Origin of the sequence: Acinetobacter larvae (genome assembly GCF_001704115.1) — a bacterium.
Taxonomy (GTDB): domain Bacteria; phylum Pseudomonadota; class Gammaproteobacteria; order Pseudomonadales; family Moraxellaceae; genus Acinetobacter; species Acinetobacter larvae.
In genome coordinates, this window is record NZ_CP016895.1 from 1400518 (window position 1) to 1423876 (window position 23359).

Annotated in this window: 20 protein-coding genes; 3 read left to right on the top strand and 17 right to left on the bottom strand. The window is 41.4% G+C overall.

The window, feature by feature from the left end; translation table 11 throughout:
• Nucleotides 1–387: 387 nt before the first annotated feature.
• The gene (locus tag BFG52_RS06190; protein ID WP_067553648.1) at nucleotides 388–2553 is read left to right on the top strand and encodes a malate synthase G; all 2166 of its coding nucleotides are present in this window, start codon (nucleotides 388–390) and stop codon (nucleotides 2551–2553) included.
• A 186-nt stretch (nucleotides 2554–2739) separates the two neighbouring features.
• On the opposite strand, the gene BFG52_RS06195 is transcribed toward BFG52_RS06190, so the two are convergent.
• Nucleotides 2740–3459: a UDP-2,3-diacylglucosamine diphosphatase gene (locus BFG52_RS06195; protein ID WP_067553650.1), complete on the bottom strand. Its 720-nt coding sequence runs from the start codon at nucleotides 3457–3459 to the stop codon at nucleotides 2740–2742.
• A gap of 24 nt (nucleotides 3460–3483) precedes the next feature.
• A complete protein-coding gene (locus tag BFG52_RS06200; protein WP_067553652.1) occupies nucleotides 3484–3993 on the bottom strand; it encodes a peptidylprolyl isomerase in 510 nt (169 codons plus the stop codon).
• Between the two features lie 160 nt (nucleotides 3994–4153).
• On the opposite strand from BFG52_RS06200, the gene BFG52_RS06205 reads away from it, so the two are divergent.
• Nucleotides 4154–5878: a glutamine--tRNA ligase/YqeY domain fusion protein gene (locus tag BFG52_RS06205; RefSeq protein ID WP_067559225.1), complete on the top strand. Its 1725-nt coding sequence runs from the start codon at nucleotides 4154–4156 to the stop codon at nucleotides 5876–5878.
• 160 nt (nucleotides 5879–6038) lie between these two features.
• Here BFG52_RS06205 and ruvC read toward each other — a convergent pair whose 3' ends face one another.
• The 10 genes from ruvC to prmA all read right to left on the bottom strand — a co-directional run bounded on the left by ruvC (nucleotide 6039) and on the right by prmA (nucleotide 16365).
• Nucleotides 6039–6584: a crossover junction endodeoxyribonuclease RuvC gene (ruvC, locus tag BFG52_RS06210; protein ID WP_067553654.1), complete on the bottom strand. Its 546-nt coding sequence runs from the start codon at nucleotides 6582–6584 to the stop codon at nucleotides 6039–6041.
• 315 nt (nucleotides 6585–6899) lie between these two features.
• Nucleotides 6900–7595 carry a methionine ABC transporter permease gene (locus BFG52_RS06215; RefSeq protein WP_067553656.1) on the bottom strand — a complete coding sequence of 232 codons (696 nt, stop codon included), beginning with the start codon at nucleotides 7593–7595 and terminating at the stop codon, nucleotides 6900–6902.
• Nucleotides 7592–8620: a methionine ABC transporter ATP-binding protein gene (locus BFG52_RS06220; protein ID WP_067553658.1), complete on the bottom strand. Its 1029-nt coding sequence runs from the start codon at nucleotides 8618–8620 to the stop codon at nucleotides 7592–7594. Before BFG52_RS06220 ends, BFG52_RS06215 begins: the two co-directional genes overlap by 4 nt.
• Nucleotides 8621–8689: 69 nt before the next feature.
• Nucleotides 8690–9562 carry a MetQ/NlpA family ABC transporter substrate-binding protein gene (locus BFG52_RS06225; RefSeq protein WP_067553660.1) on the bottom strand — a complete coding sequence of 291 codons (873 nt, stop codon included), beginning with the start codon at nucleotides 9560–9562 and terminating at the stop codon, nucleotides 8690–8692.
• Nucleotides 9563–9590: 28 nt separating this feature from the next.
• Entirely contained in the window at nucleotides 9591–10646 is a 1056-nt protein-coding gene (locus tag BFG52_RS06230) for an isopenicillin N synthase family dioxygenase (RefSeq protein WP_067553661.1), read from the bottom strand.
• 218 nt (nucleotides 10647–10864) lie between these two features.
• Entirely contained in the window at nucleotides 10865–12154 is a 1290-nt protein-coding gene (gene purD / locus BFG52_RS06235; RefSeq protein ID WP_067553663.1) for a phosphoribosylamine--glycine ligase, read from the bottom strand.
• Between the two features lie 157 nt (nucleotides 12155–12311).
• Nucleotides 12312–13883 carry a bifunctional phosphoribosylaminoimidazolecarboxamide formyltransferase/IMP cyclohydrolase gene (purH, locus tag BFG52_RS06240; protein ID WP_067553665.1) on the bottom strand — a complete coding sequence of 524 codons (1572 nt, stop codon included), beginning with the start codon at nucleotides 13881–13883 and terminating at the stop codon, nucleotides 12312–12314.
• An 84-nt stretch (nucleotides 13884–13967) separates the two neighbouring features.
• A complete protein-coding gene (fis, locus tag BFG52_RS06245; protein ID WP_001086304.1) occupies nucleotides 13968–14237 on the bottom strand; it encodes a DNA-binding transcriptional regulator Fis in 270 nt (89 codons plus the stop codon).
• A 357-nt stretch (nucleotides 14238–14594) separates the two neighbouring features.
• Nucleotides 14595–15452 carry a DUF3426 domain-containing protein gene (locus tag BFG52_RS06250; protein ID WP_067553667.1) on the bottom strand — a complete coding sequence of 286 codons (858 nt, stop codon included), beginning with the start codon at nucleotides 15450–15452 and terminating at the stop codon, nucleotides 14595–14597.
• A 10-nt stretch (nucleotides 15453–15462) separates the two neighbouring features.
• On the bottom strand, nucleotides 15463–16365 hold the full coding sequence (gene prmA, locus BFG52_RS06255) for a 50S ribosomal protein L11 methyltransferase (protein ID WP_067553674.1): 903 nt from the start codon (nucleotides 16363–16365) through the stop codon (nucleotides 15463–15465).
• Between the two features lie 215 nt (nucleotides 16366–16580).
• On the opposite strand from prmA, the gene mnmG reads away from it, so the two are divergent.
• Entirely contained in the window at nucleotides 16581–18461 is a 1881-nt protein-coding gene (gene mnmG / locus BFG52_RS06260; protein ID WP_067553677.1) for a tRNA uridine-5-carboxymethylaminomethyl(34) synthesis enzyme MnmG, read from the top strand.
• Between the two features lie 253 nt (nucleotides 18462–18714).
• Here the strand turns inward: mnmG and BFG52_RS06265 are convergent, their stop codons facing one another.
• The 5 genes from BFG52_RS06265 to brnQ form a co-directional block, all read right to left on the bottom strand.
• A complete protein-coding gene (locus BFG52_RS06265) occupies nucleotides 18715–19179 on the bottom strand; it encodes a MarR family winged helix-turn-helix transcriptional regulator (RefSeq protein ID WP_067553678.1) in 465 nt (154 codons plus the stop codon).
• 135 nt (nucleotides 19180–19314) lie between these two features.
• Nucleotides 19315–19638 carry a hypothetical protein gene (locus tag BFG52_RS06270; protein WP_157758075.1) on the bottom strand — a complete coding sequence of 108 codons (324 nt, stop codon included), beginning with the start codon at nucleotides 19636–19638 and terminating at the stop codon, nucleotides 19315–19317.
• Between the two features lie 497 nt (nucleotides 19639–20135).
• Nucleotides 20136–20990 carry an alpha/beta hydrolase family protein gene (locus BFG52_RS06275; protein ID WP_067553680.1) on the bottom strand — a complete coding sequence of 285 codons (855 nt, stop codon included), beginning with the start codon at nucleotides 20988–20990 and terminating at the stop codon, nucleotides 20136–20138.
• Nucleotides 20991–21272: 282 nt separating this feature from the next.
• Complete coding sequence (locus BFG52_RS06280; protein WP_067553682.1) at nucleotides 21273–21512, bottom strand: hypothetical protein; 240 nt, start codon at nucleotides 21510–21512, stop codon at nucleotides 21273–21275.
• Between the two features lie 480 nt (nucleotides 21513–21992).
• Nucleotides 21993–23303, bottom strand: coding sequence for a branched-chain amino acid transport system II carrier protein (gene brnQ, locus BFG52_RS06285; protein ID WP_067553684.1), 1311 nt, complete (start codon nucleotides 23301–23303; stop codon nucleotides 21993–21995).
• Nucleotides 23304–23359 lie beyond the last annotated feature (56 nt).

A 23359-nucleotide genomic window follows, 5' to 3' on the forward strand; every position in this document is an offset into this window, starting at 1 on the left:
TCATCGGTAAAATATGCTGCTGTAAATTCTATCCTCAAAGGCGCTCTGAAGCGCCTTTGATGTTTTATGGTAGTGCTGCTTTTTGCGTAAATGATCGACATTTAAAACAATTCATGGCTTAATCAAACACAAGCATGCGTTGCATGGAATGGCATGTGTGTTCAACTTTGGTCGTAGAGCACAAGGTTGGAATCCACCAAGGGGATGAGCGGGTACTGGTTTAACTTATTGAATAATAAAGCTTAAAGAAACGGGTTTATGGCAATTGTCAAGTATAATCCACATTGAAATGCTTACTATTTAGCACCGTGATATTCGTATTCAGTCAAGTTTAAATCGGTATACTACAAGCTCTTGTTATAAAAAATAGCAATATTAGGAAAGACAATGACTGCACGAATTCAAAAAGGCAAGTTAGCGATTGCTAAGGAACTTTACGATTTTATCGAAAATGAAGCATTACCAGGCTCAGGTTTAGACAGCGAAACCTACTGGAAAAATTTTGAACAAGTCGTTGTCGATCTTAGCCCAAAGAACAAGGCGCTATTGGCAAAGCGTGAGGAACTACAGGCTAAAATTGATGAATGGCATCGTAACAACACATTTGAATTAGAAGCTTACAAAGCTTTCCTAAAAGAAATCGGTTACTTATTACCCGAAGTTGAAGATTTCAAAATCAGCACTGAAAATGTCGATGAAGAGATTGCGGTACTGGCAGGTCCACAGTTGGTGGTACCGGTACGTAATGCGCGCTATAGCCTAAATGCAGCCAATGCGCGCTGGGGCTCTTTATACGACGCCTTGTATGGTTTTGATGTGATCCCAGAACAAGATGGTGCTGAAAAAGGCAAGGGTTATAATCCTGTCCGTGGGGCAAAAGTAATCGCTTTTGCGAAAAACTTTTTAGATCAAACTTTCCCACTACAACAAGGCTCACATGCAGATGCAACCCAATATGCGATTGCCGATCAGCAACTTGTGGTGAGCCTCAAGGATGGCACTCAAACCACGTTGGCACAAGCAGAGCAATTGGTTGGTTTTAATGGTACGGCTGCAACACCAAGTCAAGTGGTACTTAAAAATAATGGTCTACATGTCATTATTGAAATCGATCCAAATAGTCCTATTGGTCAAACCGATGCAGCCGGGGTAAAAGATTTAACCCTTGAAGCTGCTGTCACCACAATTCAGGATTTAGAAGACTCTGTTGCTGCCGTGGATGCGGAAGAAAAAGTAGAGGGCTACCGCAACTGGTTAGGTTTGATGCGCGGTACTTTAGAAGAAAGCATTGAGAAAAATGGAAAAACCATTACCCGTAAACTCAATGCTGACCGTAACTTCAAAAACCTTGACGGTGGCGAAAGTTCGGTACATGGTCGTTCATTGATGCTATTGCGTAATGTTGGGCATCTTATGACCAACCCGGCGATTTTAGTGGATGGTGCAGAGATCTACGAAGGCATCATGGATGCGTTAATCACGCCATTATTAACTGTAGCTGATTTACGCGGTGAAAATAGCATTAAGAACTCACGCAAAGGGTCAATGTACATCGTTAAGCCGAAAATGCATGGTCCTGAAGAAGTAGCTTTTGCTGTTGAGTTATTCGAACGTGCTGAACAAGCGCTTGGTCTTGCACCGAAATCATTGAAAATCGGTATTATGGACGAAGAACGTCGCACGTCTGTGAACTTGAAAAACTGCATCGCACAGGCTAAAGACCGTACCATCTTTATCAACACCGGTTTTATGGACCGTACTGGTGATGAAATTCATACCTTTATGGAAGCTGGACCCTTTGTGCGTAAGGCTGAAGTAAAAGGTGAAAAATGGTTTGCAGCCTATGAAAATCGTAATGTGATGATTGGTTTACAAGCTGGTCTACAAGGTCGTGCGCAAATCGGTAAAGGCATGTGGCCAAAACCAGATATGTTGCTAGATATGTATAACAGCAAGATCGAGCATCCTGAAGCAGGTGCGAACTGTGCTTGGGTACCGTCACCAACAGGTGCCGTAATTCATGCGATTCACTATCATCAAGTGAGTGTGGCGAAGCGCCAACAAGAATTGTTGGGCACTACAGCATTGTCTTTAGATGATCTGTTAACACCACCATTGGCAGCAGTGACCAATTGGAGTGATGAAGAGAAAACCAAAGAACTTGAAAATAACTGTCAAGGAATTTTGGGCTACGTAGTACGTTGGGTCGATTTGGGTGTGGGTTGTTCTAAAGTCCCAGACATCAATGATGTAGGGTTGATGGAAGACCGTGCGACTTTGCGTATCTCATCTCAACACGTCGCCAACTGGTTACGTCATGGCATTGTCAGCAAAGAGCAGGTCGCTGAAGTGATGCGTCGCATGGCTAAAATTGTAGATCAACAAAATGCCAGTGATCCACTGTATAACGCCATGTCACAAGACTTTGATAACAACATTGCTTTCCAAGCAGCTTGTGATTTGGTCTTTAAAGGTGCAGAACAACCATCGGGTTATACCGAACCTTTATTACATCAAGCGCGTTTGAAGCTTAAAGGTTATCAAGGTGACTAGTTTCACCACCTAATCTTCGCAGTGTTGGATCGTGTTGTGGTATACACGATCTGACATCGCGTGGGTCTATCGAAGCGTATTTCATTGACTTGAAATACGCTTTTTTGTGTTATGGATTGGTCCGCAAGCAGATTGACAGGATCTAATATGCATATCGGTTCTATGTGGGATATATGCGTCTGATCTTTAAGCGATTACCCAAGTTAGCAATTGCCAGTGCCCGTTGTGATCGATTTTTAGGTATTTCGCTTCAGCGCTTTGTTCACGCCAGTCACCCAGCACGATACGTGTTTTGTCTTGTAATGAATGGGTATTGGGACGATGGGTATGACCGTGGATGAGTACATCGACGTTGTGGATGGCTTGTTCAACGGCTTTGTCATTGACATCCATGATGTCTGCTGTTTTGTATTGCTGTGCCGTGGTGCTTTTTTGCCGAAAGCCTGCAGCAAGTTTTTTACGGAAGTTGAGTGGGGTACGTTTTAAAAGCGCCAAAATCAAAGGCTGGCGGATAATTTTCTTAAAACGTTGATAGGATAAGTCATCGGTGCAGAGGGCATCACCATGTTCAATGCGGTAATTATATTGACCGACTTTTAAATAAGCGACTTCAGGCAATAAGATGCCATTAAATTGGTCTAAAAAGTTTTGTCCCAAGGCAAAGTCACGATTACCGACTTGGAAATAGATCCGATTACCACTGCGATGAAAGTCTTGCATGGCAATAACAATCTCATCTAGCCATGCTGCTTGATCATCATCACCGATCCAAGCATCAAACCAATCCCCTAAAATATAAAGATGTACATGTTGTTTCTGATAATGCTTTAAAAAATCAAGAAACCCCCGAATCAGTCGAGGGTGTTCTGGGGATAAATGTAGATCTGAAATAAACAGATGCATCACAAATATACCGAATACTGACGAGAACTATTCGGAAATAATTTTAGCCGATTCAATCACAACATTTTCTAAGGGTACATCAGCATGATAACCACGGTTACCCGTACGTACTGTTTTAATGTCATTAACGACATCTAAACCATCAACCACTTTACCAAACACGGCATAACCCCAACCTTGAGCATTTTTAGCGGTGTGGTTTAAGAAAGAATTGTTTTTAACGTTGATAAAGAACTGTGCTGAAGCAGAATGTGGTGCTTGCGTACGTGCCATTGCAATGGTACCAACATCATTGCTGAGACCGTTGTCGGCTTCATTTTCAATCGCATCACGTGTTGCTTTCTCTTTGAAGTTTTCATCCATGCCACCGCCTTGAATCATGAAGTCATTAATAACACGGTGAAAGATCACGCCATCATAAAAACCATCGCGGACATATTGTAAAAAGTTTGCTACTGTTTGCGGTGCTTTTTCAGCATTGAGTTCAAGAACAATACGACCTTTATTGGTGTTTAATTCGACTTGAGGAAAACTCATTCTATAATCTCCTAGCCATGCGTAAATGCAATGGGTTTTTCAGTTGTGAGAAGCATAAGCAAACTGTAAACTACAAGGCAAGCAAAAACGTTATTTTCTTTGTTAAAAAGTACAAATAATGTTTTTATATGAATTTTACTTCTTAAGTGACGAATTGATTATGAATCCAAATGATGTTGCCTCTAAATTGCCGATGACCCCGACACAGCCTTCTTCTTCTGTCGATGATCAACAGCAAGAACAACAGGCAGGCTTGGATTTTATCCGTCAGGTGATTAGCGATGACCTTGAGGCTGGTCGCACCAAACAAGTGATTACGCGTTTCCCGCCAGAGCCAAATGGTTATTTACACATTGGTCATGTCAAAGCAATTTGCTTAAACTTTGGGATTGCAGAAGAATTCCAAGGTCTATGCAATCTACGTTTTGATGACACCAACCCTGATGCTGAAGAACAAGAATATGTGGATGGTATTGCCGATGACGTGCGATGGTTAGGATTTAACTGGCAAGGTGAGCCACGCTATGCTTCGAGTTATTTTGACCAACTCTATGCTTGGGCAATACAACTTATAAAACAAGGCGATGCCTACGTAGATCTACAAACACCAGAGCAAATCCGTATGAACCGTGGTTCCTTTAAAGAGCCAGGCAAAGATTCGCCACAGCGTAATCAGACCGTCGCTGAAAACTTGGCGTTATTTGAAAAAATGACCAATGGTGAGATTGCCGAGGGTGGTGCGGTATTGCGTGCCAAAATCGATATGCAGTCACGTAATGTACATATGCGTGATCCGATTTTGTATCGTGTACTGCATAGCGCACATCACCAAACTGGTGAACGTTGGAAAATTTATCCAATGTATGATTATGCGCATCCATTATCAGATGCAATAGAAGGCATTACCCATTCACTCTGCACCCTTGAGTTTCAAGATCATCGCCCATTTTATGATTGGGTGGTTGAGAAAGTACAGTCACCAGCAGTACCGCATCAATATGAATCGAGTCGTTTAAATATTGACTATACCATTACTTCAAAACGTAAATTACGCCGTTTGGTTGAAGGTGGCTTTGTCAATGGTTGGGATGATCCTCGAATGCCTACAGTGGTTGGCATGCGTCGTCGTGGTTTTACAGCAGAAGGCTTGCGCGATTTTTGTAAGCGAGTGGGTGTCTCTAAAACAGACGGGATTGTCGATGTCGCGATGCTAGAGTTCTGTATTCGCCAATCTTTGGAGAATACCGCTGCACGTGGTATGGCGGTGTTGAATCCATTAAAGATAACTTTAACCAACTTGCCTGAAGCGATGCAGTTACAACATGCGCGTCACCCTAATGTTGATATGGGCATGCGCGATATTCCATTGACCAGTGATTTATATATCGACCGTAAGGATTTTGAAGAAGTTCCACCCAAAGGCTTTAAGCGCTTGATTCCGGGGGGTGAAGTGCGTCTGCGTCATGCTTATGTGATTCGTTGTGATGAAGTCATTAAAGACCCAGCAACGGGTGAAGTAATTGAATTAAAATGTTCAATTGATCCTGCAACTTTGGGTAAAAATCCAGAAGGTCGTAAGGTTAAAGGGGTGATTCATTGGGTGTCAGCCAGTCAAGCGGTCGCTGCCGAAGTGCGGATTTATGATCGCTTATTTAGCCAAGCAGATCCTGAGCAAGGTGATGATTTCCTTGAACATCTCAATCCAAACTCCTTGCAAGTGTTACAGGCTTATATTGAGCCAGCATTGGCACAGGCAGCACCAGAGCAGCGTTTCCAGTTTGAGCGTGAAGGTTATTTTGTAGCAGATCGTTACGATCATCAGGCAGAAAAACCTGTATTTAACCGTATCTTAGATTTACGTGATAGCTTTAAGCCAGCGAAATAGTGAATTAAAGCTCTTGTCAAAGTTAAAGATTGCCATAAAAAAACTCAGCGAGGACTGAGTTTTTTTATGCCATTTCAGATATTCAATCATTAGCAATACCCAGCAATAGGCAATAGCCAATCAGAGCAATACGAAGCAATATAAAGTGACTTACTTTTATTTAGCGACGTCGGCTACTGTAGCGGCTACGCCCACGTGCCATACCACCTAAGGCATTGAGTACAGCTAGTTTGCTCATACTGCCAGAGGCATGTGCATGACAAATTGCTGCGGCAAGGGCATCGGCGGCATCGGCTTGTGGGCGTATTTCGAGTTTGAGTAGTTGCATGACCATCATTTGCACTTGTTCTTTGTCTGCCGCACCATAGCCCACCACAGACTGTTTAATTTGACGTGCAGTGTACTCTGCGACTTGTAAATCTAAGTTGACCAATGCCGCAATTGCAGCACCACGCGCTTGCCCGAGCTTGAGGGCAGAGTCGGGATTTTGTGCCATAAATACTTGTTCAACAGCGGCTTCAGTCGGACCATGAAATTTTACGATCCGGTCAAGTCCGGCAAAAATACGTTTTAAACGCTCAGGAATTTCTGTGGTTTCGGTACGAATGGTGCCGGCATCGATAAATTTTAGTTGTTGTCCGTTTTGTTCAATAATGCCGTAACCAGTCAGGCGTGAACCAGGATCTATTCCAATAATCAAAGACATAATAAAGATATCATCGCAAACATATTGCCATTATAAGCACTTCAGCGCCATTGGTGTGCTGTATTTCACTGCTATTCGGCATTGTAGCGGGCTTAAATAAACAGATGGATTATGTGCTTGAGGAACTGTGTGGGGAGGGCAGATGTGATGAGCACCTTGAAGCATAAGAACCAGGATCAAGTGCCTTGGCTTTTATGCGAAAAAGTATAGGAAAAAAGAAGCATACAAAAAAGTATGTGAATCAGCAGCTATTGCAGCGCAAAGCGCCATAACCGCACTGGCTACTGACTCGTCAAACGCTTAGTCATTGTGGTTTTAGCGCAATTTTGCTAGCCATTCACCGAGACTTTGAATGACTTGTACCATGATCAATAAAATAATCACAGTGAGCGTGACTACACTACTGTCAAAACGTTGATAACCATAAGAAATGGCTAAGTCACCTATACCACCTGCACCAACAGCACCTGCCATCGCAGTTGCACCAATTAAGCTAATACTGGCGGTGGTCAGGCTCAGAATCAGTGAGCTACGTGCTTCAGGAATAACAAATTTAAAAATAATTTGCCACGGGCTAGCACCCATTGCTTGTGCTGATTCAATAATACCGTCGTTGACTTCTAAAAGAGAAATCTCAATTAAGCGACCGATATAAGGACCAATATAGATGGTCAATGGTACGATCGCAGCCCATGTTCCAATGGAACTTCCAACCAGCACTTTGGTTAATGGAATGACGGCAATCAATAAGATAATAAAAGGTAGCGAACGCAAAGCATTGACGATTGGGCTTAGAGCATGATAAATCACGCGATTGGGCAAGATACCTTTAGGGCGTGTCACATTTAAAATAATAGCCTGTATAAAGCCCCAGATCGTGCCAAACAGCATGGCAAAGAACACCATATATAAGGTTTCTTGCATGGCAGTCACAAACTGATCAATACTCAATGAGCTATGCCAAAAAGGTGCAGTAAGTTTAGTCAGTTGCGTTACGATAAAGTCTCTCATGCGCCTTCTACTCCAGATTGCTTAATACGTACACCTTGTTGTTCAAAAAAGGCGGTACAGTCTCGAATAACGTCGGCTTCACCTAAGAGTTGAATAAACATTTGACCGATCACATTGCCATTAATTTCAGTCATATTGGCAAATAAAATATTGAGTTGCAGATCAAATTGCTGAATTGCTTTTTGTACTACCGTTTCTTGTGCAGACTGCCCAAAGAACTGTAAGCAATAAATGCTATTTTGATTTTGGTTCTCTAGGGTTTTTAAAATATTGACCGGTAAATGCTGTTGTAATACCGTCTGAATAAAATTTTGTGTGGTCGGGTGTTGTGGATCACGGAAGATATCGATGGTACTCCCCGACTCGATAATTTGCCCAGATTCCATCACTGCGACATAGTCGCAAATCGATTCAATCACATCCATTTCATGGGTGACAATCACAATGGTAATGTTCTGTTCACGGTTGATTTTTTTCAATAAAGCCAAGACTGAACGTGTGGTCTGCGGGTCCAGTGCCGAAGTCGCTTCATCACAAAGCAAGATTTTCGGGTGATTGGCTAAAGCACGTGCAATACCGACACGTTGCTTTTGTCCACCAGAAAGTTCGTCAGGATACGCATTTTTCTTATGTTTTAGATCGATAAAATCGAGCAATTCTTCTAAGCGCTTCGCACATTCATCTTTGCTATAACCTAGCAACTTGAGCGGCATGACAATATTGTCCGCAACGGTTTTACTTTCCAATAAGTTAAAGTGCTGAAAAACCATGCCAATATTGGCGCGTTCTAGACGTAATGCTTTGGCATCCAAAGCAGTGTAGTCTTTTTGGTTGATGATGACCTGTCCAGAAGTGGGTCGCTCAAGTAAATTAATTAACCGTACTAATGTGCTTTTGCCTGCACCACTATACCCAATGAGACCGTAGATACTGCCCTCAGGAATTTGCAAATTGATCTGTTGTAACGCAGGCGTACGTTGACCATTCTGCTCATAGTATTTTGAAATATTCTTAAACTGGATCATATCTGCCAAACTTTTTTAGAATATAAAAAACAGGCGTTTTACTGCCTGTTTTTCGGAATGATAAATCGATTACTCTGCGGCGTTTAGATATTCGATCGGTTTATTAACATCTAACTTGGTACCACCGAAGTGCTCGTCAACATATTTTTTGACTGCTGGTAAGTGATAGAGTGTCCCCACTTTAATCAATTGCGGGTCGTTTTCACGCCCAGCTGCAGTAACCAGTAAGTTTACATAAAGTTTGGTTGATTGATCAATCGATTCTCTAAAGATTGAATCTTTCAATGCATTCAAACCACCTTCCATTGCCAAGGTGTTGCCTAATACAATCGCATCGACATCACCTTTTACCCGTACAGCTGTTGCCATAGGAATGGTTTTTAACTGTAATTGTTTTGGATTTTCGATAACATCACGGGTTGTGCCTTGGATGGGGTTGAAATCAGCTTTAAGCTTAATCAAACCAGCTGTTTGTAACAAACTTAAGGCACGCGCTTCATTGGCAGCATCATTTGGAATCGCAATGGTCGCTTTGGCTGGAATACTCGCAACATCTTTAAATTTGTCTGAGTAAATGCCCATAGGCTCGATATAGGTTGTTGAAACTGCGGCAACCTTATCTTTACTTTCGGCATTGTAGGCTTGCATATAGTTATAAGACTGGAAGGCATTGAGATCAACTTCTTTGTTGGCAGTTGCATTATTCATCGCCACATAGTCATTGAAATTTTTTACTTCGAGGTCTAGACCTGCTGCTTTGGTTTCAGGTAATGTGGCAATAAATTTCCACACATCAGTATCTGAACCGCTTGAAGCAATAACGATTTTTTTCGTTTCTGCAGTATCAGCTGCGCTATGGGCAGCTTTGTCTTCTGGTGCTTTGCTACACGCAGCCAATAGGACTACGCTAAAACTGAGCAAAAGACTGAAAATTTTATTCATTTTAGACATTCTCAATAAATTGAAAGGATCAAGAATCAGTCTCGGCAACCAAACGTGGTGTTTGCTGGGTTAACTTTAGGTATTCTTGGGGATAATGTTTTTCGGTCACATCTAAATGTGATCGTAAGCGACCCTTTAGGGTATTTAAACCAATTTGCTGATACAGTGGATTATCTGGATCATAATCCGGCCCTTGTGCCAAAGCTGCAAGTTCTGCTGGCAGTGGCAAGATGGGAATGTCACCAGCAAAAATATTTGGTGTTAAAAAGAAAGCCGTTGAATAGCGATCTTGACCATTTTGAGGCGCCTGTACACGGTGAATATTACCATGTAGATAGCCATTGCTGGCAAGTTCTAAAGCTTCACCAATAATGACAATACAAGCATCTTCCAGATAGGGAATATCTTTCCAGCCTTGTGCCGTCTTGACTTGTAAGCCACCAACTTGATCTTGCAGCAATAGGGTAATGATACCACTATCTTTATGAGCACCCACACCTTGTGATTGGCTTGCATCTTGTGCAGCAGGATAATGGATCAGCTTGAGCAAGTGGCTAGGACGCTCTGGGTCGATCAGTGTATCTAATGCATGGGGATCTTGTTGCAAGGCGATTAGAAAATGACGTAATAATGCAATACTGAGAGGGTGTGCTTGTTGTTGAAAAGCTTCTACCGCTTCTTTAAAACCGACTAAGTCCGGCCATTGATTGGGACCTTGTAAGCGATAATAGGCGGCTTGCTGGGCATCGACTGTGAGTGCAGGTAATTCTGCGCCGATATCGATTTGTTCACGATAATCAGGTCGTTGCGCTGTACGTTCTGAGGCAACACGGGTATAGCCTCTAAAATGTGCTGAATGCAGCATGGCGATTTTATTTTTTTCGTGCAAAGGCAGTTGAAAGAATTTTAGGCTTTGTTGTTGTATATCTTGGATAATCTTTGCATCTAAGCCATGACCTTTTAAGTAAAAAAAACCTGAATCTCGTGTGATACGACCTAGCCCCTGATAAAAAGCACCATGATCTGTACTTGTGTGCAGATCATTTAAATCAATCACAGGCAAAGCATAGTCAGTGGTGTGCATAGATCCTCAAATATAGTTATTTATCAAGTAAAAACTAAGTATATTTATTTTGCTATGCAAATAAATTATTAAAAGATTAGATTGATATGAACTTTAAAGATATAGCGTGTTGGCTGCATCGGTGGTTCAAGAGGGGATGCTTATTTTGTTGTTATACAGGTTCTATACTAAAGCACCCTGACGGTGCTTTAGTATAGGCTGATGGCTCAAGCCACAGATTAATGGTCTTGCTGTTCACGCGCAATGGCACGGTAGCCAATATCTTTACGATATTGCATGCCATCAAATTTTACTTGTTGACATAGTTGCAATGCTTTGCTTTGTGCGTCGGCAATACTGTCGCCAAGTGCAGTCACGCAGAGTACACGACCACCGGCAGTAACAATATCACCAGCATCATTGTTGGCAGTACCAGCATGGAAGATTTTACAATCTTCTGCGACAGGCTCAAGACCTGAAATCACATCATCTTTGCTGGAGCTTTCTGGATAACCACGGGAAGCCAAAACGATGCCCACCGTTTTACGGCTATCCCATTGCGCATTTTCAGGCAATTGACCTGCGATACCGGCTGCTATTAAATCTACGAGAGAAGACTGTAAACGCATCATAATGGGTTGTGTTTCTGGATCACCAAAACGACAGTTAAATTCGATAACTTTCGGGTTACCCAATGCATCAATCATGAGACCCGCATAGAGGAAGCCAGTATAGACATGACCATCTGCGGCCATACCTTGTACTGTTGGATAAATAATATCGTGCATAACACGTTGATAGACTTCATCGGTTACAACTGGTGCCGGAGAATATGCGCCCATACCGCCTGTATTAGGACCTTGGTCGGCTTCAAAGATCCGTTTATGGTCCTGAGAGGTTGCCATCGGGAGGACGTGGCTACCATCGACCATACAGATGAAAGAGGCTTCTTCACCATCGAGGAATTCCTCAATCACTACCCGAGAGCCAGCATCACCAAATTTGTTGGAAGATAACATGTCTTCGATGGCAGCAAAGGCTTCTTGCTCAGTCATCGCCACAATTACACCTTTACCCGCGGCAAGCCCGTCTGCTTTGATGACTATCGGCGCACCATGGTGTTGGACATAGGCTTTGGCTGCTTCGACTTCAGTGAAGACGTCATAAAATGCGGTCGGAATATGATGGCGTTTTAAAAAGTGTTTAGCAAAGGCTTTAGAACCTTCGAGTTGTGCTGCGAATTGGCTAGGCCCCCAGATTTTAAGACCTGCCGCTTGGCAGGCATCGACTACCCCATTGACTAAGGGTGCTTCTGGTCCCACCACGATTAAATCGATCTGTTGCTGTTGCGCAAATTGAATAATCGCTGCATTGTCTAAAATATTTAACGCTATATTTTGGCATTTGGCTTCAGTTGCGCTACCCGCATTGCCTGGTGCAACAAAAACTTGTTTTACTTTGGGATCTTGTGCAATTTTCCATGCCAAAGCATGTTCACGACCACCATTGCCTAAAACTAAAATATTCACCGCTTCATACTCCGTGAATCTGAATCGAACATTGACCAATCATGCAAGGCATCATTGGTCAACGCGAAAGTCAAAGATCAAGTTTTAAATCGTTTAAGGATCTAGTTATAACTCAGATCGATGAATTGTAATGCTTTTATAATAAATTAACGATGAATTAATGGCGGAAATGACGCATGCCAGTAAAGACCATGGCAATACCATGTTCATCTGCTGCAGCAATGGTTTCTTCATCACGCATTGAACCACCCGGTTGGATAATGCATTTAATGCCAGCTGCTGCGGCATTGTCGATACCATCACGGAAAGGGAAGAATGCATCTGAAGCCATCACTGCACCTTCCACCACAAGTCCAGCATGTTCTGCTTTGATGGCAGCAATACGTGCAGAGTTGACACGACTCATTTGTCCTGCGCCTACACCAATGGTTTGACGGTTTTTCGCATAGACAATGGCATTGGATTTAACGTATTTTGCAACTTTCCAAGCAAAGATCAGGTCATCTAATTCTTGTTCAGTTGGCGCACGTTTGGTCACTACCCGTAGATCGTCTTTGCTGATCATACCGAGGTCTTGATCTTGAACCAAGAGACCGCCGTTAACACGTTTATAATCGTATTGGCTTTGACGTTGATCTATTGCAGGTAAGTCACCACAGACTAAAACACGAACGTTTTTCTTGGCAGCTGTTACCGCCAAGACGCCGTCTGCAATACTTGGGGCAATGATCACTTCTACAAATTGACGTGCAACAATGGCTTCTGCTGTAGCAACATCTAATTCACGGTTAAACGCAATGATGCCACCAAATGCAGATTCAGGATCTGTTGCATAAGCAAGATCATATGCAGTTTGAATGCCATCCAAAGAGACGGCAACGCCACATGGGTTGGCGTGTTTGACAATAACGCATGCCGGTTTGGCAAAGGATTTCACACATTCTAATGCGGCATCGGTATCGGCAATATTGTTATAAGACAATTCTTTGCCTTGAAGCTGTTGTGCTGTGGCAACAGACGCTTCACGGGCTGTCTCTTCTACATAGAAAGCAGCACTTTGATGTGGGTTTTCTCCATAGCGCAAGTCTTGCGCTTTGATGAGTTGGGTATTGAAGGTTCGTGGGAATTGCGCGATCTCGCCATCTTGCTGTAAACGTGCACCAAGATAAGATGCGATCATGCCGTCATACTGCGCTGTATGTTCAAAGGCTTTGACAGCAAGGTCAAAACGTGTCGCAGCGCTGAGCTGGCCCTGTTCTTGTAACTCAGCAATCACATGAGCATAGTCCGAGGCATTAACGACAATACCGACAGATGCATGGTTTTTTGCTGCAGCACGCACCATGGTTGGACCACCAATATCGATGTTCTCAATCGCATCGCTTAAGCTACAGTTTGGTTTAGCCACTGTGGCTGCAAATGGATAGAGGTTGACGACCACTAAGTCAATCGCATCAATTTGATGTTCTTGCATCACCGCTTCGTCTAAACCGCGACGCGCTAAAATACCACCGTGGATTTTAGGGTGTAGGGTTTTAACGCGACCGTCCATCATTTCTGGGAAGCCGGTATGTTCAGATACTTCAACGACGGCAATATCATTGGCTTTGAGCAATTGATAGGTGCCGCCAGTAGAAAGGATTTTAATACCAAGCTGAGCAAGTTGTTGGGCAAATTCGACGATCCCTGTTTTATCAGAGACAGAGATTAAAGCACATTGAATAGTCATGATTATCAAATCTACAGTTTAAATAGATAGGCGAGAAGGGGATAAAAAAAATGCCCACAGAGACCGCGAGCATTTCTAGATTACTTATTCACTCATTAAGCCGTGAGCTTTCAGTTTTTTGCGTAAGGTTCCGCGGTTAAGACCGAGGATCTCAGCAGCACGTGTTTGGTTACCACGTGTATATTCAAGCACAACCGATAATAGAGGTTTCTCCATTTCTGCTAGCACCATGTCATAAACTTGAGATGGCTGCTCACCTTGCAATTGTGCAAAATAATGGCGAACTGCGCGATCTACGTGGATGCGTAGAGCAACATCTGATTGTGCAGTAAAAATAGGAGATTTGCTATTCATGCGAATTAATCCAAAAACAAAACTACTTACTATAAGTAGTATACTAATGTGGTATAAAAATGAGCTCTAATCTACAAAGAGAAGACACTCTAAAACAATAACAATTAGCTTGCCATAACTCTTCACTGTTGAGCGAAAAATAAGCGTAACAATAAATTAATAATTGTTACAGCACGCTTTTACACAAAAAAAAATCTAATTGCGCGATATCAAATATAAAGCACAAGATTAGAATTATAATGTTGTATGAAAAGCGAAAAGTTATAATGGCTAAGCGTTTGTGGCGCGTATGATAGCACTGTCAGAAAAAAAATGAGCAAGAAAACTACATTTTTTTTAAATTTTTTTTATTTCTGCTTAAGGCGGTAAGATTTTTAAGGTGTAACGTTGTGTTTCACGATAGGGGTGCTGAATTTTAAATTGAAATTGATAGGGCTGGTTGCTGGGTATGCGATCCATGTCGGTAGTATGGTCATTGAGATACACATTTGGGCGAATAATCATCGATTCTTCAGCTTGATTGTCACGAATAGTCAGCTGCAATAAGGGTAATTTTAGGCTTTTATCATATTGATTTAAAAGTAAACCTTTAAAATTTAACTGTGCATCGTCATGATCAGCTTTAAAATCAATAATCGAAATCTGTTGGTAGCGCTTATCGCTTAAATCACATTGGAACTTGGCGCAGGTTAAGACAAATAGTTGATTGAGTACGACAGACTTTTCTAATAAACGGGGATTAAACCACAGCAGTTGGAACAGCAAAATACTGACGAGGCTCAGATGTACCAATGCCCAAAATAAATAGAAGATGCCAGATCTGCGATGGCGATATGGTGTAAATTTGGGGCTTGATGTTGCCAGATGTAAATTTAAAAAATAAGAGGCGGGTGCGGCATTGTAGTGGTTGGTGGTATTCAAATAATTTTTAAGTGATAAGTTGGCATCCTTGGACTTGTGATAAAAACTGTTAAGAATCTGTTGTTGCTCTAAACTTGATGCTGGCAAAAAGTACTTACTGTGCTGTGCCATGATCAGATTATCTTGGACTATATCGGCTGGTTCATGGCTTTGTAATTCAATAAGCGACTGTAAGGCATTAAATTGCTGTTGGCACTTGGGACAACAAACCTCGCCCTGCGCTACGGCAAGTTGTGCAATACTGACACGGTAAATACGGTGACAAGCAGGGCATTGGGTTTGTTTATCTGGCATAGCAGCCCTCTTACGCCGTTTTGCGTTGACCCGAAACACGGCACCATGTTTCTTCACGCTTGGCGATATCACGAACAATAAAGTCTTGGCTGTACACTGCAGTCACATCTTCAAGTTGCTCTTCAATAATTCCCGCTAAGGCAAATTCACCGCCTGCTTTTAGCAATGTGGCAAACTCAGGTGCCAAGGACATCAAGGGACCAGCCAAAATATTGGCGACTAAAATATCGGCCTGTGCGCCTTGCAGTTGCGCTTGGAATTGTTCAGGTAGTTCAACCACTAAATTTTGTTCAACGCCATTGAGCGCAGCATTTTGTTGGGTTGCTAGAACGGCTTGTGGATCAATATCAGTGGCATATACTTTTTGCGCGCCCAGTAATAATGCCGCAACTGCTAAAATACCAGAACCACAACCAAAATCGATGACGATTTTATCTTTTAAATCGGTTTGGGCTAACCATTGTAAGCATAAAAAGGTGCTGGCGTGGTTACCTGTCCCAAAAGCGAGTCCTGGATCTAAAATGATATTCACAGCTTCGGCATCAGGCGCTTCCAGCCATTCTGGGACAATCCATAATTTGTCACTGACTTGAATCGGCTCATAATAGTCCATCCAAGTCCGTTCCCAGACTTGATCGGCAAGAAATTCGCTGCGCAGTGGTGCATCGGGTAGTTGTAATTTAATAAAACTTTCTAAAGCAGCGACATCAAGTTGTTCGTCATCTTGTTGGGCATATATCCCCGTTACAATGACTTTATTCCACAATGGTGTTTCTCCCGGGAGGGGTTCGAGCAGATCTTGGTTTTCTGCATCATCTAAAGTCACACTCACTGCCCCCAAAGAGCTCAATAGTGTTTCTGTGAGCTCAACTTGGGCTTGGTCAACTGTTATGTGTATTTGTAGCCAATTCACGGGATAAACCTAAATTCATTGCAAAAGAGTTATTGTAGCGGATTAAAGGATTACTGGGCGATAAATTGGCAATAAATGATTGCAATTCAAGTTACTGAACATGGCAATCTATGAGATGCCATGTGTTTGTTGTGAAATTCAACGTTTGTTATCTACTTCAATTCAAACTTTTGCTATAATTTGCACTCACTTCTTTTACACCTTCCTTGATTACTATGCATTATCCTAAAGTTTACGATGTCGTTGTTATTGGCGGCGGTCACGCAGGTACAGAAGCAGCATTGGCTGCGGCACGTATGGGCCGAGAGACTTTGCTCCTAACTCATAACATAGAGACTTTGGGGCAGATGAGCTGTAATCCAGCGATTGGTGGTATTGGTAAATCACATCTCGTTCGTGAGATTGATGCGCTGGGTGGGGCGATGGCCTTAGCCGCAGATTTAGGTGGCATTCAATTTCGTATTCTAAACTCGCGTAAAGGTGCAGCAGTACGTGCAACCCGTGCACAAGCTGACCGAGTGCGCTATAAAGCAGCGGTACGTCATATTTTAGAAAATCAAGCACATCTCGATATTTTCCAACAAGCTGCCGATGATTTGATTGTTGAAGGAGATGTAGTTAAGGGCGTGATCACACAAATGGGAATCCGTTTTGATGCCAAAACAGTGGTGTTGACAACAGGAACTTTCCTCGGTGGTATTATTCATGTCGGTTTGGAACAATCACGCGGTGGTCGTGCCGGTGATCCACCGTCTATCGCTTTGGCCGACCGTTTGCGTGAGTTGCAATTGCCTGTTGGGCGGTTAAAAACAGGAACACCACCACGTATCGACGCACGTAGTGTGGATTTCTCAGTGATGATTCCGCAGCCTGGTGATTTTCCATCACCGGTCATGTCTTTTATGGGCAATGCTGAGATGCATCCAGAGCAAGTCAATTGCTATATTACCCATACCAATGAAAAAACCCATGAGATTATTCGTGGTGGTTTGGATCGCTCACCGATGTACACCGGTGTTATTGAAGGGGTTGGACCACGTTATTGTCCATCGATTGAAGATAAAATTCATCGTTTTTCAGACAAAGACTCACATCAAGTCTTTTTAGAACCAGAGGGTTTAGATACTCACGAGTTATATCCAAATGGTATCTCGACATCATTGCCTTTTGATGTGCAGTTCGATTTGGTTCGTTCGATTCGGGGTATGGAAAATGCACATATTTTACGTCCAGGTTATGCCATCGAATATGATTATTTTAATCCACAAGCCTTGAAATATACTCTGGAAACCAAAGCCATTCAAAATCTGTATTTTGCTGGGCAAATCAATGGTACAACGGGGTATGAAGAGGCTGGGGCACAAGGTGTCTTGGCTGGCTTGAACGCAGCACGCCGTGCTTGGGATCAAGAAGCATGGACACCTAAACGCGATGAAGCGTATTTGGGTGTTTTAGTTGATGATTTAATTACTTTGGGCACCAAAGAACCGTATCGAATGTTTACCTCTCGTGCCGAATACCGCCTCATGCTTAGAGAAGATAATGCCGATCAACGTTTAACGCCTATAGGTCGTGAGTTAGGTTTGGTCGATGATGTTCGTTGGGCAGCGTATAGTCAGAAGATGGAAGCCATTGAGGCCGAAAAAGCGCGTTTACAACATTTATGGGCGGCGCCAAGCAATGTGCTGGGTAAAAAGTTTGTAGACATGACTGGTGCGGATTTAAGTAAAGAGTGCAGTGCAATCGATCTACTCAAACGGCCTAATATCAACTTTGCGACCATCGCTGCTTTAACGGACTCTCCAGTGAGCTCACATGTAGGCGAACAAATTGAAATTGCGGTGAAATATGAAGGTTATATTCATCGTCAGCATGAAGATGTTGCCCAGCTAAAACGTTTAGAAGAATCTAAAATTCCACATGATTTTGATTATGATGTGGTCTCAGGTTTATCACGCGAGATTACGCAAAAGTTAAAAGCGGTATTACCTGAAACATTAGCACAAGCCAGTCGGATTCCTGGTGTAACACCTGCTGCGGTGCAATTGATCATGATTACGATTCGAAAAAATGCTCAAGCACGTAAATCGGCTTAAGCTTAACTAGAAACAATTCAATTTTGCGTCAATTACAGCATATTGACGGTCTCAGTCGAGTCTAAACATATACACACTGTATAGCCTGAATGGTTATACAGTGTGTGGCTGGGCTTGCATACATAGTCGTGGTTCAAGTTGTGGTGGATCTTTAGAAATCACTGAATTTTTTCTAAAAATCAGTAAGATAATAAAATATAAATCACGTTTAAATCGTGTTAAAAAAACAGTCTGTATAAAAAGCCTTTGCTTATTAACGTGATAAATTTCGCATAATCACTTTGAGTGAATCCATGGTTTTTTCAATTTGTAGCGGGGTGAGACCTTCAAAAGATTGTTCCAAGACCACCGCCATAAAATCATTAATTTTATGCGCCATCGCGACACCTGAATCGGTCAAATGTACACGTGTAATGCGCGCATCATTTTCACAAGCATAGGTTTCTACATAGCCTTCATCTTTAAGTCGATACACGATTTTTGTGGTGGTCGACATTTTTGAGACAATCATCTCGGATAGTTCAGAAACACTGGCATGCGGGCGTGCAGCCAATGCGGTCAGTACGCGGCGACGTGAATGATCGACGCCATATTTTTTAAGTGCATGATCCACATTTAAGACATATTGAGAGTGAACCTGAGTAATCCAATAAAAAGGAAAATTTTCACTATTAAAGTTTTCAGGTGTGGGTAAAAATTTAATAAATTTTTTAGTCATTTTTGCTAGAACCTTTCAATTTTAATTCGTTATAAACCGACTTTAAATACTATTGTCATTTTTCTTATAAAATCAATATGCATAGATTTTAGAATAAAAAACAGGGGAAAATTCACCAATTTTTGCTGTTAAAAATTAGTTTGAACCATGTAGTAAAGACAAGCTATAGCTATCTTTATCTTGATAAAATGCAACTATACTTTGGGCAAAATTATCAACCTCTTGTTGGCGTAAAGGATGCAGTATTTGATTAGCTTGGTATTGTGCAATCGGCGATAAATGCATCAACACAATTTGATAAATTAAATCGAATTGCTGCTGTGCTTGGTGTGCAGTGATCTTGATTTGGTGATGATCTAGTTTTAGATCGCGATTTAAGTAAGTACCTTCAAAGCGTGTCTGTTCAAGGTTCTTGGAAGGTCTTATAAAATTTAAACGATTACTTTGTGTCATTATCATTGCTTCTCATACAATCCATCATGGCGTGTAGAAAGTAAATTTTTCATTTGGTATGTATTACAGAATTTCTGCGCAAAACCAGAAAAGATTGTAGTGAAAAGAAACTGTAAAATGTCTTGGCCAAGTGGCAAAAAATTACTGTCTCAAAGGTCATAATTTTAGTAAATTAATATATTTATTATAAAAATAATGCTTTAAATCATTAAAAAGCATAGTCTGATTTTAGTGGATTTAAATGTATTAAACTCGTTATTAAAGACAGATTTTGCCTAGACAAGCGACGTTAAAAAGAGATGTAAAAGTACCAGTGTTAATCCTTTTGAGGTGAAAGATATAAAGTGCGAGATATATTGGTGTTCTAAAATTGTTTATAAATAGAAAAGTTTATTTTTAATATCAACTAGATATGTTTTGTTAGTCAACGAACTGCACCAAAAAATGAGTATTGCCTTGAGCAGTTCGCCGCATTGAAATCGCATGAAAATATAGCCAAAAGGTTAAAGCAGTTTTTCTATTAATTTGGGCCATATCGCTTGATAATGACTTTTGAACATCAACATGTGTCCGATTTTTTGTTGTGCAAAATCAACCGGTCGGAGAGGGCAATAGTCGGTTTTAGCATTGGGGTAGAGTGCCAGAAATTGCTTTACATTTTCTGCGGTGGCAATTTCATCATCTATTGCCGCATATACCGTAATCGGGCAGTGAATTTGTGCGTGAAAATCATTGGCTTGCTTACGCTTACAGGCGTTGTCGATATAACCAGGTTTACTGCAAAAAGCTGCCCATTGTTTGGCAACATTTTTGGGAAGGTTTTCTCCCATATTTAAAATCTTGGTTGCACCATAGCCTTTCAAAAGATTAGACAAGGGAAAAATGACTTGGAACATGAGCGGCGCCAGTGTTTTGGTTCGACCTTTTAAAGCTTTGACATAACCCGTAGAACCAGCAACAGCAATCACTTGAGCAACTTTGGCATGGTTTGCAGCGACTCCCAGCAACTGACCTCCAGCACTATGACCGAGTAAATAGACCTGTTGCTGATTGGTGAGTCGGCAGAGGCAATCGATAGCAGCCGGAATATCCAATTGCCCCCAATCAATAATACTTGCGCTGCTTTTTTTGAGTGGACCATGCAAAGATTGACCAATCCCACGAAAGTCAAAACTGAGTACATCAAAACCTTGCTGAGTTAGCCATTGGGCAAACTTTTGATAAAAATTTTGTGTGATGCCTGTGGCAGGGCAAATCAAGATGGGGTGTAGCCTATGCCCAACTTGGCGTCGATAAAAGCGCGCACTCAGGCTATAGCCATCGGCACAACTGATATTGAGTGATTGATAATTTTCCATAACGATCAAAAGCAGAAATACAGTAATGTTGCCTACTGTACACAAGCTAGTGATGACATAGTTCAAATTATTTGACTTAAAGGTCACTTAACAATAAGAAAATAACAAGATGACGTAGACTCAAGCTGATAAGGGGCGCATGCGTTTAGAGTCGAATAATTGAAGGGCGAATAAATTAAGGGGCTTATTATGAATGTGTCGGGAAAGTTGTGAGATAAAAGGGCTGGATTGGCGGGCTGTATAAGGGCTTGTTTGATGATGGATGACAAAGTCATCCATCATTTAATCCGAAATTTTGCAGGGTTCTTTGCGATAGCGATTGTCGACCACTGCCCAAACATAGAAAGCAAAGGATACCACCACGGCATAAGCAAAATATTCAAGTTTGATGTCACCTTGAATGAGGCTGTGCATCAGTAATGTCAACATTAATCCGATGGTTGTGCTGAGATAGGTCACCAAATTTTTATTGGTTTTTAAAGAATCCACAAAGCCTTGTTTGTTGAAATGTAAGTTAGACATCTCGACTCCTCCTGTCATACACGACAAAACATATTGTTCTAGTCAGAATTGAATTAGTAGTTGTAGCGAGATTTATTTGGAAATGCAAGCCTTAAACATGGATATTGTTAAATTAATATGACAAAAACTGAAATATTTGCTCAATAGGCTATTAAATGATCTAAAATACATATTTTGTAATAATATTTTGTGCTGAATTTTTGTCGGATATAAGATGGTATTTAATTTAAAAGTGATATTTATCACATTAAAACCATTATTTGTAGTTTGAGCTTGTGGTTTGAGTGGTATTTGGGGAGCTTACATTTGTTGATTGCAACGGACATCAATAATTGTCAATTTGGGTAAAATATGACAGTTATTGATGTTCTGATACCAATACATCTGGGTAAAGCTGCATCAGTATTTGCATCTGCATTGGCAGTAGAGAGGGTGATCTTTTACTGCTATGCCATTGTTATTCTGTTCAACGCATTGGGTTTAAGCTACACGCTTAGAGGCACGTGCTCGATCTATCATAAACATGATGATACCAACAGCGAGTGCCGGAACGAGCCAACCCAAATTTTGTTGTTCTAATGGAATGAGTTGCAACAAATTGTGCGGTAAAGCTTCGGAAAATGGAGAACTTTTAATGCCCTCAATAATACCAAATAAAAATGCAACAGCAGTAACTGGTGCAATAATGGAGGATGGGTTAGCAAAATACTTATTTAAGAAGCTTAATAAAATCATCACAATAGCTGGCGGATAAAGCGCAGTTAAAATGGGACCTGAAACTGCAATCAGCTTGGTCAAACCTAGATTTGAAATAATAAAAGAAAAGATGACAAAGATAAAAACCCATGAACGATAAGATATTTTGGTAATACTGGCGAAGTATTCTGCGCAAGCACAGGTTAAACCAATTGCAGTCACAATACAGGCCAAGAAAATCATAATGGATAAAAATAATGCACCGCGATCACCGAAGGCATGTTCGACATAGGCATGTAAAATAATCGCACCATTACTTGCATTGGCTGCAACATCATGACTACCCATGCCCAGTTTAAATAAGCTGAGATAAACTAAGGTGAGACCAACACCAGAAGCAATACCGGCAATAATGGCATATTTAATGATTAATTTTTTATCGCTCACACCACGTGAACGAATGGCATTAATAATAACAATACCAAAGACCAGAGCGGCCAAAGTATCCATGGTTAAATAGCCATTAATAAAGCCTTCCGAAACCGGACTATGGACATATTCACCAACAGCATCTGGAATAAAACGGGCTGGAATCAAAAATGCTGCAATGCCTAAAATGGCGAGAGCTAATATTTTTAATGGTGCCAATATATTGCCGATACTATCGAGCAGTTTATTGGGATATAACGCAACAATGGTGACCACAATGAAATAGCAAATACTATAAATCAAAATTGGATGTTCATAATTTGATAGATAGTTCATGAAGCCAATTTCATATGACACAGAAGCTGTTCTGGGAATGGCAAATAAAGGACCAACCGATAAATAACAAATAATGGTCAACAATAAACTTGCAGTTTTACCCAAAGGTGAACTCAAAATTGTAATTGAACCGTCAGTACGAGAAAGAGCAACAATGGTGATAACGGGTAGACCGACAGCAGTAATCAAAAATCCTGCTGCAGCCAACCAAACATGCTCACCAGCTTGCTGCGCAACAATAGGTGGAAAGATAATATTGCCTGCACCAATAAATAGTGCAAAAGTCATAAAACTTAAGGCAATAACATCTCTTGTGCTTAATTTAGTCATACAACAAAAGAGGGAGTTAAGGGAAAGCAAGGATTTTATTGGAATTCAGAGCTGTT

Excerpts from the sequence above, each read along its gene's own strand:
- BFG52_RS06270 (WP_157758075.1), bottom strand. The coding sequence starts at position 19,638 with ATGATAATGACACAAAGTAATCGTTTAAATTTTATAAGACCTTCCAAG.
- BFG52_RS06250 (WP_067553667.1), bottom strand. The coding sequence starts at position 15,452 with ATGCCAGATAAACAAACCCAATGCCCTGCTTGTCACCGTATTTACCGT.
- brnQ (WP_067553684.1), bottom strand. The coding sequence starts at position 23,303 with ATGACTAAATTAAGCACAAGAGATGTTATTGCCTTAAGTTTTATGACT.
- purH (WP_067553665.1), bottom strand. The coding sequence starts at position 13,883 with ATGACTATTCAATGTGCTTTAATCTCTGTCTCTGATAAAACAGGGATC.
- BFG52_RS06205 (WP_067559225.1), top strand. The coding sequence starts at position 4,154 with ATGAATCCAAATGATGTTGCCTCTAAATTGCCGATGACCCCGACACAG.
- BFG52_RS06190 (WP_067553648.1), top strand. The coding sequence starts at position 388 with ATGACTGCACGAATTCAAAAAGGCAAGTTAGCGATTGCTAAGGAACTT.
- BFG52_RS06225 (WP_067553660.1), bottom strand. The coding sequence starts at position 9,562 with ATGAATAAAATTTTCAGTCTTTTGCTCAGTTTTAGCGTAGTCCTATTG.
- fis (WP_001086304.1), bottom strand. The coding sequence starts at position 14,237 with ATGAATAGCAAATCTCCTATTTTTACTGCACAATCAGATGTTGCTCTA.
- BFG52_RS06275 (WP_067553680.1), bottom strand. The coding sequence starts at position 20,990 with ATGGAAAATTATCAATCACTCAATATCAGTTGTGCCGATGGCTATAGC.
- mnmG (WP_067553677.1), top strand. The coding sequence starts at position 16,581 with ATGCATTATCCTAAAGTTTACGATGTCGTTGTTATTGGCGGCGGTCAC.
- ruvC (WP_067553654.1), bottom strand. The coding sequence starts at position 6,584 with ATGTCTTTGATTATTGGAATAGATCCTGGTTCACGCCTGACTGGTTAC.
- BFG52_RS06280 (WP_067553682.1), bottom strand. The coding sequence starts at position 21,512 with ATGTCTAACTTACATTTCAACAAACAAGGCTTTGTGGATTCTTTAAAA.
- BFG52_RS06200 (WP_067553652.1), bottom strand. The coding sequence starts at position 3,993 with ATGAGTTTTCCTCAAGTCGAATTAAACACCAATAAAGGTCGTATTGTT.
- BFG52_RS06265 (WP_067553678.1), bottom strand. The coding sequence starts at position 19,179 with ATGACTAAAAAATTTATTAAATTTTTACCCACACCTGAAAACTTTAAT.
- BFG52_RS06215 (WP_067553656.1), bottom strand. The coding sequence starts at position 7,595 with ATGAGAGACTTTATCGTAACGCAACTGACTAAACTTACTGCACCTTTT.
- BFG52_RS06220 (WP_067553658.1), bottom strand. The coding sequence starts at position 8,620 with ATGATCCAGTTTAAGAATATTTCAAAATACTATGAGCAGAATGGTCAA.
- BFG52_RS06230 (WP_067553661.1), bottom strand. The coding sequence starts at position 10,646 with ATGCACACCACTGACTATGCTTTGCCTGTGATTGATTTAAATGATCTG.